General features: G+C 37.6%; 3 protein-coding genes. 2 read left to right on the top strand and 1 reads right to left on the bottom strand.

All coding sequences use genetic code 11. The features are described from left to right. On the top strand, positions 1-518 hold a 518-nt coding region (locus AAC037_RS23940; RefSeq protein WP_339906172.1), incomplete at its 5' end, for a tyrosine-type recombinase/integrase. Between the two features lie 31 nt (positions 519-549). Then, a complete protein-coding gene (raiA, locus tag AAC037_RS23945) occupies positions 550-855 on the top strand; it encodes a ribosome-associated translation inhibitor RaiA (RefSeq protein ID WP_339906174.1) in 306 nt (101 codons plus the stop codon). Positions 856-910: 55 nt separating this feature from the next. Here raiA and AAC037_RS23950 read toward each other — a convergent pair. Next, positions 911-1,962 (bottom strand): hypothetical protein (locus AAC037_RS23950; protein WP_339906176.1); only part of this gene is annotated, 1,052 nt, incomplete at its 5' end.

The raw sequence follows: 1,962 nt of genomic DNA on the forward strand, positions 1-1,962 counted from the left end.
TTGCTCAAGATTTTGAAGGAGAGCGAGATCGGATGGTCTTGCAAACCTTGTATCTCACCGGAATCAGGTTGTCTGAATTAATAGGTTTGGAGTGGTCTTCCGTGGACCTTAGTCAGTTACAAATAAAGGTTTTGGGAAAAGGTAAAAAATTTAGAATAATACCCATTTCCGATAGCCTTAGGAACGCCATTCTACTGTATAAAAAAGTTTTTGAAGATAGTTTTTCTATTCCAAACGAAAATGATTTCTTTATCGTTAAATCAAATAGAGAGCAGGCTTACCCAATGATGATTTATCGAATTGTAAAGAAATATTTAAATCTTTTTGTCCGAAACACCAAAAGTAGTCCTCACCTTATGAGGCATACCTTTGCTACTCATTTGCTTAATAAAGGAGCAGACTTAAACGCTGTCAAAGATCTTCTGGGCCATGCAAGTCTTGCTGCAACCCAGGTTTATACTCATAATTCTATTGAGAAACTTAAGGCTGTGTATGAACAAGCACATCCTAAAGCTTAAATTAAAGTTTAACTTTTAAACGTTTATTATTATGAAATTACAAATGCATTCAATTCGTTTCGTTGCTGATCAGAAATTGATCGATTTTATCCAGAGAAAAGCGGATAAACTTGACACCTATTTTGATCAAATCATGGATGGAGAAGTGTTTATGAGGTTGGATAAAAATGATAAGAGTGAAAATAAAATCGTTGAAATCAAACTGAATGTACCCGGAAAACAATTTTTTGCAAAAAGTCAAAACGACTCTTTTGAAGCTGCAGCAGACGACTCAATAGAAGCCCTTAGAAGGCAAATTAAAAAGCACAAGGAAAAGCTTGTTCTGGCCAAACAATAAATAATTGGTCATTTTAATATAATGAAAGGGTTGCTTATGGCAACCCTTTCTTAGTTCATACAGGAGACCTATCTATCCAATAATACTTTTTCCCCCATTTTATTTTCTCCTCAGCTGTGTTGCCGTTAATGATGGCCATTATCATCTCATTAATATATTTGGGATCCCAGTTTACACTAATTATCTCGCTTTGAGGAAACCTGTTTTCTAGCTTTTTTAGGTTGGGTTCGTCACAGATGATGTAAGCATAACTTTCAGGAACCTCATCGATGGAAGCAAATGTCTTCATTATATAATCGGGTCCTAGTCCTATTCTAATTTTACTGGCATAGTGAAGGTTCCCCAAAAAGGCAATTTTGCTGTTTTTAGGGATCTCATGGTTTTCAAAATAGGACTGAACTTGTCTCCCTTGGTTAGGAATGGACAATGGGTGAGTAATGATAGAAATGGATAGAAATAGCATTAAGATGGAGAGTCCAAGTGTTTGCAAGGGATGGTCAAGCTTTTCGGATCTCTTCCATAAAAACAAACTTAGAGCAAGGGCAATAAACCATTGGAAATAGATCCAGAAAGGCCCACCTAAACCCAAATGGGCAAAAAGGGCCACGGCTAATACCAGCCAGTTTATGGCCAAAAATAATCTGCTCCAAATTTTCATACCTTTATTCGAAGCAGGGTTTTTTCTGATCAATATACCGGCCAATAGGACGGCAGCCATGGGGGTCACCGGAAGCAGGTAGCGCTCATAAAATGTGGATACCATAGCAGTCATGCCGATAATGGATAAAACCCAAACAACTGCAAAGCCATAGATGGCTTTGTCTTGATCAAAAGTGGCTTTAAATCCAGCCACAACTCCTTTTAGTCGTAAGCCGATCCAAGGAATAAAAAGTAACACCATTAAGAGGACTGCAAAAACAAAATGTCTCACAATCATCCATACCCTATTTCCCACACGCATGCCCACTTGATCTTCAATAAAAGAATCGAGATAAACAGGGCCAAATTTCAAATACATGGCAATAAACCAAAATAGGGCAATAAATAAACCAATCCCAATGGCGGGGAGATACAAAAGTTTGGTGATTTTAATGCGGTTCCAGGGGT

It is taken from the genome of uncultured Cyclobacterium sp. (genome assembly GCF_963976465.1).
Classification (GTDB): Bacteria; Bacteroidota; Bacteroidia; order Cytophagales; family Cyclobacteriaceae; genus Cyclobacterium.

Coding starts and splice junctions, on each gene's coding strand:
- raiA (WP_339906174.1), top strand. CDS start 550: ATGAAATTACAAATGCATTCAATTCGTTTCGTTGCTGATCAGAAATTG.